A 6754-nucleotide genomic window follows, 5' to 3' on the forward strand; every position below is an offset into this window, starting at 1 on the left:
CCCGTAGCGTCTGGCGAGCACGGATGTCGGTTCCAACGAGCGGGCGATGTCAGCCCGCACGGCAGGTGTCGTGCGGGCCTGTGGGTGGATCTGAAGCATCATTCGCTCTCCCTGCAAACGGAAGAAAACCATGGAGCGTAACGCGGCATCGCCCACGCTACACCATCCCAATGACGTCTCACAACCTGACACCTAGCATGATTGCATCGACGCGATCAGTCTTGGCCAGTCTGCCGGCAGCCTCAGCGAACCGACGTGCCTGACGTGGATTGACTTTGACCATCGGCAGGCCAATCAACGCGAGACGTTCTTCCAGCATCCGGTGATAGGGGCCGGTTGCTTCGAACACCACCCGGGTTACGGTTTGGATATCGCCGATCCAACGCAGCAGAACTGTCTGTCCCTTACGCGTGTTGGTGACACGGACAGTTTCTCCGCTGGGATAACGGGCGGCATCGAGATGATCTTTGGAAACGTCGATTCCGATCGTGATCGACGCGGGGTGCAATTCGGGCTTGGACGTCACAAGAGGATGCGTCATCTTTTCCGTGTCCTATGCTTGTCATCCGGGATTTTCTCCCAGGTATCCGTTCAGGCCCGAGGAAAAGAAGAGGCGGTCATACTCATTCGCGGCCCATCATGGCCTGTCCTGACCCGACCCGCTCTCTCCAGCAGTCAGGAGGTGGCCACCTCCTGACTGCTGCCTTTATCGCACATACAGCGACCCGGATTTCATAAGACAAGTCCTGAGCTTAAACGATGACGCTTCCTTAATCTTTCGTCAGTCGAGCGATCTCGAAGGGCGTGATGAGGTCCGCCAGAGTGCAGTCGTTCAGAACCGCCATCATCGCCTGAGTCGCCTGATTCAGGACGCCCCGCAGGCGGCAGGCGGGCATCAGCTTGCAGAGATTTGCCGCCGCGCCGTTTTCCAGACAAGCGAGGAGAGCCATGTTCTCTTCGAAATAGCACACGACGTCGCCGATCACGATGTCCTCCGCCGCCCGTCCAAGGCGCAGGCCGCCGTTCCGGCCGCGCAGGGTTTCGGCGAAACCTCCCTGCCCCAGCTTGTGGACGACCTTGACCATATGCGCCTCGGAGATCCCGTATGCCTCGGAGATCTCGCGAATGGAGCAGAGCCGTTCGGTCCGGACGCCCAGATAGATCAGGGCGCGCAGGGCATAGTCGGTTTGCAACGTAAGTTTCATGGTCGGATAAAGATGCACCAGCTTGACATGTTTTCCAAGACGGCCGAAAAGGTGTGCGGAACGTGACCCTTAAAGGAGGACTCCATGTCCGCCCCTCTCGACGAAAAAACGCGCGCGATCGTTTCCGCCACCGTCCCCGCGCTGAAAGCGCATGGAACGGCCATTACGACGGAGATGTACAGGCGCCTGCTCTCCACACCGGCCATCCGCGATCTGTTCAACCTCTCCCATCAGCAGGACGGCGAGCAGCCCAGGGCGCTGGCTCTGGCCGTGCTGTGCTACGCGGAACATATCAACGATCTCGGCGCGCTCGGCGGCATGGTCGAGCGGATCGCCGAGAAGCATGTCGGCCTGAACATCCTACCCGAGCACTATCCGTATGTGGCCGAGGCACTGCTCGGCGCGATCGGGCATGTCCTTGGCGACGCCGCGACGCCGGAGATCGCGGAGGCTTGGGGAAAAGCCTACTGGTTCCTGGCGGACATCCTCATCGGCCGTGAGAAGCAGATTTACGGGGAACACGAGCGCGCGCCGGGCGGCTGGCGCGGCTGGCGCGCTTTCCGCGTTCGCTCGCGCCGCGACGAGACGCCCACGATCGCTTCCTTCGAGCTGGTTCCGGTCGACGGCGGCGCACTTTTCCGCCACAAGGCAGGGCAGTATCTCAGCTTCAAGCTGGACGTGTCGGGCCATGGCTCCCAGCGTCGGAATTACAGCATCTCCTCGGCGCCGGGCGCGGACCATTATCGTATCAGTGTGCGACAGCAGGATGGCGGTGTCGTCTCGACGTGGTTGCATGACACCGTTCAAGAGGGAGACGTGCTTCAGGTCGCCAATCCCGCCGGTGATTTCTTTCTCGACGGGCCCGACGACTCGCCTCTCGTCTTCCTGACGGCTGGCGTCGGCCTCACGCCCGTGATCTCGATGCTCGGCGAACTCGCCCAGACGTCCGCAAAGCGGAAAATTCACTATGTCCACGGCGCGGATACCGAGGCGTTGGCGGCTTTCCGCCCGGAAATCGAAGAGCTTGCCGGCAAGGGAATCCTGACGGCGGACTTCTTCTATGCGAAAGAGAACGCACCCGCCGCAGGTCACGGGGTTACCGCGCATGCAGGGCGCGTCACGGCCGCCTGGGTGAAGCAGAATCTCGATCGTTCTGCGACCTACTATATCTGCGGACCGGATTCCTTCATGAGGGACATGGTCGAGGCGCTGCGGGCCGAGACTCTGCCGGCGAAGCAGATCCGATACGAGTTCTTCGGGTCCGCCGCCGACCCCGCTCTCGTTCTCTCCGCCGCCTGACACTCTTTCCGGGCGCTCACCGTGCGGGGGATGGCGCTCCTCCGCACGACTATATCTGGAGCTTCGTGCGATGTCGGACTCATCTTCCATCGTCAGGCCGGTCGCGGATCCGGTCAGCACCGTCCTGAAATGGATTCTTCTCGCGACCGGCCTGCTGACCGCCGCACTTCTCATCTGGACGACGCAAGCGACCTACAAGGGCGCGCCTCCCCAGCCGGAGAAGTTCGTCTCGGCTGACGGTACCGTTCTCATGACGGGCGCGGATATCGTTTCGGGAAAGGGCGGCTTCCAGAAAGCCGACCTCATGGATTATGGCAGTCTGTATGGCATGGGCTCCTATTACGGCGAGGATTACACCGCCTCGATCATGAAGCGGCTGGCACTCGTCACGCGCGACAACATCGCGAACGCGGACGATCACGCGGCGTTCGCAAGTCTTCCGGAGCAGCGGCAGGACGCCATTACGGCGAGAATGCGTGGCGATCTTCACCATCTCGATCTGACCGGATCGACGGTGACGCTGCCTGACGAGCTCGCGGCGGCGATCGTGTCCGTCCGCGCGTCAACCGCTGACGGTCTGCTCCACCCGAACCGTAAGGCCGGCTGGACAGCGGCGCAGAGTCTCTCGCCCGCGCTCGCGGTAAAGACGGCCGATTTTCTGATCTATTCCGCCCTGACGACGGTCGCGTGGCGTCCCGACACGGATTATTCGTGGACGCAGAACTGGCCTTACGAACCGCTGGTGGGCAATGCGCCGACGGGCGAGACGTTCGTCTGGACATGGGCGAGCTTCGGCTTCGTCTTTCTGGCTTTCGGCGCCGTGCTGTTCATTTATGAATATTGGCTCGACGACGCGGACACGGCGGCTCGGGACGCCGAGCTTCTCGTCGTTCGTCCGCTGACGCCGAGCCAAAAGAAAGTCTGGAAGTATTTCCTTCTCGTCGCGGCGCTTCTGTTGGTGCAGATTCTCGTCGGCTCCATCATGGCGCATATGTATTATGATCGGACGAGTTTCTACGGACTCGACATCAATCGCTACATTCCCTTCAACGTCATGCGCGATCTCCATATTCAGGCACCGATCGTCTGGATCGGCCTGTCGTGGATTGGCGCGGCGCTGTTCCTCGCGCCCGTTATCGCCGGCGGGAAGGAGGCCAGAGGGCAGGCATGGCTCGTGGACGCGCTGTTCTGGACAACGGTCTTTGTCGTGGTCTGCGGCCTGGCGGGGAACTATCTCGGCGTCGCGGGCGTGATCGACGGGAGTTGGTTCTGGTTCGGGAACCAGGGACTGTCCTACATTCAGCTCGGCCGTTTCTGGCAGATCGGCTTCTTCGCGGGGCTGTCCCTGTGGAGCGTCCTCGTCATGCGCGCCCTGTGGCCGTCGGTTTCGCTCTGGACTCGCGCGGCGCGCGATTTCTGGTCCGGCCATATCCGGCTCGAACATCTCATCTGGGCGTCGACCGTCAATGTCGCCGCACTGTATGCCTGCGGGATGATCCCGCTGACGGGGATCGAGAACTCCTTCACGATTTCGGACTTCTGGCGCTGGTGGGTCGTCCATCTCTGGGTGGAGCAGTCCTTCGAGTTCTTCGCGGCGGCCATGACCGCCTGGACGCTGATGGCCACGGGCCTGATCTCTCGCCGTCTCGCCGAGCGCGGCATGTATTTCGAGGTCATCCTGATCTTCCTCGGCGGCGTGATCGGCACGGGACATCATCTCTATTGGGCGGGCGAGCCGAGCCTGTGGATTCCGTTCGGCACGATGTTCTCCTTCATCGAGGTGCTCCCGCTCGTCCTGCTCATCATGGAAGGGATCAGCCACTATCGGATGATCAAGGGACGCGAGGATTTCCGCTACCGGTTGGGGACCATTTACGTCATCGGAGCCGCCTTCTGGAACTTTGTTGGTGCTGGCGTTTATGGCGGCGGCCTGCTGAACGCGCCGTTGGTGAATTATTACGAGCACGGCACCTTCCTGACGCTCAATCATGCGCACTCGTCCCTTTTCGGCGCGTTCGGCGAACTGGCGATCGGCCTGATCTATTTCTGCCTGCGTTACATTCACGCGGAAGAGGATCGTTTCTCTGAACGAGCAGGCCTGTGGGCGTTCTGGCTCTATAATGCGGGGCTGGTTATGTGGACGCTACTGAACTTCTTCCCGATTGGCTGGCCCCAACTTCTTGCGGTTTATGAACATGGTTATGCTTACGCTCGCAGCACCGCATTCTACGACAACACCCTCTTCTGGCAGTGGATGCGCTTGCCCGGTGATGTCGTCTTTGCTGCGGGTGCGCTGATTATGGCGTGGGATTTTCTCGTCAAGCTTGCGCCGGTTTATCCGGGCTGGATGCGGCGGCTCATCCCCGGCGCAAAGGCGTCCCCCGCGAGCGCCGCGAAGGAGAGCGTGTCATGACGGCGAAGCATGCCGCCGCAGATGTGAAGCTCAAGCGCGTGTATGATGCTCCCGCGCCCGACGATGGTCTTCGCGTGCTGGTGGACCGGCTCTGGCCGCGGGGGCTGCACAAGAGCGATGTGAAGATGGATCTGTGGCTGAAGGATGTGGCTCCAAGCCCGGATTTGCGCCACTGGTTCGGTCATGACCCGGCACATTGGGACGAGTTCCGGCTACGATACCGCCAGGAACTTTCAAACGGAAATGCCGAGATCGCCCGTCTCGCGGAGTTGGCGCGCAAAGGCAGGGTCACGCTTCTTTATGCGGCGCATGATCCTCTCCACAACCATGCGCTCGTTCTTCGGGATTTTCTGGGTGACGCCGCGACGGTTGCCTCCCTGAGCCATGGACGGGAGAACCGGTCATGACGCAATACGTCGATTTCGCGGACCGTCTCGCGCGGGCGTTACTCGAAACACATGCCGATGCGATTCTCGCCGCCGACCCGTCGGGGATCATCCGGTTCTGGAACCCGGGCGCGGCAAGGATCTTTGGATTCACGGAAGATCAGGCTCTCGGTCGGTCGCTCGATCTCATCATTCCCGAAAAACTGCGGGCGCGACACTGGAAGGGGTGGAATCGCGTGATCCAGACCGGCAAAAGCCGCTATGCGGCGGATCAGGTGCTTGCCGTCCCCGCGATGACGTCCAACGGCCGCCGCATATCGGTCGAGTTCACCATCATGATGCTGCATGGCCAGGATGGCGGGGTCGAAGGCATCGGCGCGATCCTGCGCGACGTCACGGTCCGTTTCAACGAGCTTCGTGAGTTACGCGCGAAAATCGCCGGCGCGCCGCCTGCCTGACCGAGCGACGCGGGAAAGCCTTCGTCCGCGTCCGGATGACAGAAAGTGAGACATGATCCCTTATCGGACCACCGCCGAATTCAATGAGCGGACCATACCGTCGGCCCTCCTGCGGCAACACGCAACGAAAGCTGGGACATGGGGTGTCATCCGGATCATGGAAGGCGCTCTCGACCTCGTTTTTTTCGATCCTCCACGTGAAATCCGGCTGACGCCCGCGTGTCCAGGAAGGATCGCGCCGAACGCGACGCATTGCGTCCGCGTTTCCGGACCGGTCCGCATGAAGATCGAATTCTACGACCGCGATCCTGCCGCTGAAACTTTCTGATGAATCATGTTTTCACACTGCCCGGCTCAGCGCCGCGCCTTTGTGAAAGGCGACATGACCCGTTTTCAGGCTCACGATCTCGTATTGCGGCTCATCGGGTGTCGCGTGGTGCCGGTAGCCGTTTACGAGGAAGGGCGCGTCATGGATGGCGGCGATCCGTCCGCTCACATGACCGGCTTCCGAGTTCCAGGAGACGATATCTCCGATTTCGAATTCATATGACGACATGAAGGACAGCATCCCTGTGACGAGGAAGGAGAAAGAACCGCTTCTATTCTACTCGGTGGGTCATTCGACGCATACCCTGGAAGAGTTCGTCGGGCTCCTTCGCCACTACCGCGTGACTCTCGTGGCTGACGTCCGGGCGTTTCCCTATTCGCGGCGCAATCGGGAATATGACGGTGACCGGCTTGCGGCGGAACTGGCAGGGAACACTATCGGATACGCGCACATTCCGCAGCTTGGCGGTCGCCGCCCGCGCTCGAAGGTCGTCCGGCCGGAATTCAATGGGTTCTGGCGGGTACAAAGTTTTCATAACTATGCCGATTACGCGCTAGCTGTCAGGTTGTGAGACGTCATTGGGATGGTGTAGCGTGGGCGATGCCGCGTTACGCTCCATGGTTTTCTTCCGTTTGCAAGGAGAGCGAATGATGCTTCAGATCCAC

9 protein-coding genes and 1 pseudogene are annotated in these 6754 nt (G+C 61.0%); 6 read left to right on the forward strand and 4 right to left on the reverse strand.

From position 1 onward, the window contains the following. The 3 genes and pseudogenes from GVI59_RS18225 to GVI59_RS18235 form a co-directional block, all read right to left on the reverse strand. Nucleotides 1-99, reverse strand: a pseudogene (locus GVI59_RS18225) (IS481 family transposase); the annotation flags it as partial. A gap of 79 nt (nucleotides 100-178) precedes the next feature. Next, complete coding sequence (locus GVI59_RS18230; protein WP_242013215.1) at nucleotides 179-541, reverse strand: IS110 family transposase; 363 nt, start codon at nucleotides 539-541, stop codon at nucleotides 179-181. A 229-nt stretch (nucleotides 542-770) separates the two neighbouring features. After that, the gene (locus GVI59_RS18235; RefSeq protein WP_173575471.1) at nucleotides 771-1205 is read right to left on the reverse strand and encodes an Rrf2 family transcriptional regulator; all 435 of its coding nucleotides are present in this window, start codon (nucleotides 1203-1205) and stop codon (nucleotides 771-773) included. A gap of 84 nt (nucleotides 1206-1289) precedes the next feature. Between GVI59_RS18235 and hmpA the strand changes: the two genes are divergently transcribed. From hmpA to GVI59_RS18260, 5 genes are all read left to right on the forward strand, one after another. Next, nucleotides 1290-2504: an NO-inducible flavohemoprotein gene (hmpA, locus tag GVI59_RS18240; RefSeq protein ID WP_173575472.1), complete on the forward strand. Its 1215-nt coding sequence runs from the start codon at nucleotides 1290-1292 to the stop codon at nucleotides 2502-2504. Between the two features lie 70 nt (nucleotides 2505-2574). Continuing rightward, nucleotides 2575-4917: a nitric-oxide reductase large subunit gene (locus GVI59_RS18245; protein ID WP_173575473.1), complete on the forward strand. Its 2343-nt coding sequence runs from the start codon at nucleotides 2575-2577 to the stop codon at nucleotides 4915-4917. Further along, nucleotides 4914-5324: a DUF488 domain-containing protein gene (locus GVI59_RS18250; RefSeq protein ID WP_173575474.1), complete on the forward strand. Its 411-nt coding sequence runs from the start codon at nucleotides 4914-4916 to the stop codon at nucleotides 5322-5324. The genes GVI59_RS18245 and GVI59_RS18250 overlap by 4 nt, the downstream gene beginning before the upstream one ends. Beyond that, nucleotides 5321-5761 carry a PAS domain-containing protein gene (locus GVI59_RS18255; protein ID WP_173575475.1) on the forward strand — a complete coding sequence of 147 codons (441 nt, stop codon included), beginning with the start codon at nucleotides 5321-5323 and terminating at the stop codon, nucleotides 5759-5761. The genes GVI59_RS18250 and GVI59_RS18255 overlap by 4 nt, the downstream gene beginning before the upstream one ends. A 52-nt stretch (nucleotides 5762-5813) precedes the next feature. Further along, on the forward strand, nucleotides 5814-6089 hold the full coding sequence (locus GVI59_RS18260; RefSeq protein WP_173575476.1) for a DUF1971 domain-containing protein: 276 nt from the start codon (nucleotides 5814-5816) through the stop codon (nucleotides 6087-6089). A 12-nt stretch (nucleotides 6090-6101) separates the two neighbouring features. Here GVI59_RS18260 and GVI59_RS18265 read toward each other — a convergent pair whose 3' ends face one another. Next, the gene (locus GVI59_RS18265) at nucleotides 6102-6317 is read right to left on the reverse strand and encodes a hypervirulence associated TUDOR domain-containing protein (protein ID WP_173575477.1); all 216 of its coding nucleotides are present in this window, start codon (nucleotides 6315-6317) and stop codon (nucleotides 6102-6104) included. 16 nt (nucleotides 6318-6333) lie between these two features. On the opposite strand from GVI59_RS18265, the gene GVI59_RS18270 reads away from it, so the two are divergent. Continuing rightward, nucleotides 6334-6660: a DUF488 domain-containing protein gene (locus GVI59_RS18270; protein WP_338422129.1), complete on the forward strand. Its 327-nt coding sequence runs from the start codon at nucleotides 6334-6336 to the stop codon at nucleotides 6658-6660. The last annotated feature ends 94 nt before the right edge of the window (nucleotides 6661-6754 follow it).

Source organism: Acetobacter sicerae (assembly GCF_011516765.1).
Classification (GTDB): domain Bacteria; phylum Pseudomonadota; class Alphaproteobacteria; order Acetobacterales; family Acetobacteraceae; genus Acetobacter; species Acetobacter sicerae.

Coding starts and splice junctions, on each gene's coding strand:
- GVI59_RS18255 (WP_173575475.1), top strand. CDS start 5,321: ATGACGCAATACGTCGATTTCGCGGACCGTCTCGCGCGGGCGTTACTC.
- GVI59_RS18265 (WP_173575477.1), bottom strand. CDS start 6,317: ATGTCGTCATATGAATTCGAAATCGGAGATATCGTCTCCTGGAACTCG.
- GVI59_RS18245 (WP_173575473.1), top strand. CDS start 2,575: ATGTCGGACTCATCTTCCATCGTCAGGCCGGTCGCGGATCCGGTCAGC.
- GVI59_RS18235 (WP_173575471.1), bottom strand. CDS start 1,205: ATGAAACTTACGTTGCAAACCGACTATGCCCTGCGCGCCCTGATCTAT.
- GVI59_RS18230 (WP_242013215.1), bottom strand. CDS start 541: ATGACGCATCCTCTTGTGACGTCCAAGCCCGAATTGCACCCCGCGTCG.
- hmpA (WP_173575472.1), top strand. CDS start 1,290: ATGTCCGCCCCTCTCGACGAAAAAACGCGCGCGATCGTTTCCGCCACC.
- GVI59_RS18260 (WP_173575476.1), top strand. CDS start 5,814: ATGATCCCTTATCGGACCACCGCCGAATTCAATGAGCGGACCATACCG.
- GVI59_RS18250 (WP_173575474.1), top strand. CDS start 4,914: ATGACGGCGAAGCATGCCGCCGCAGATGTGAAGCTCAAGCGCGTGTAT.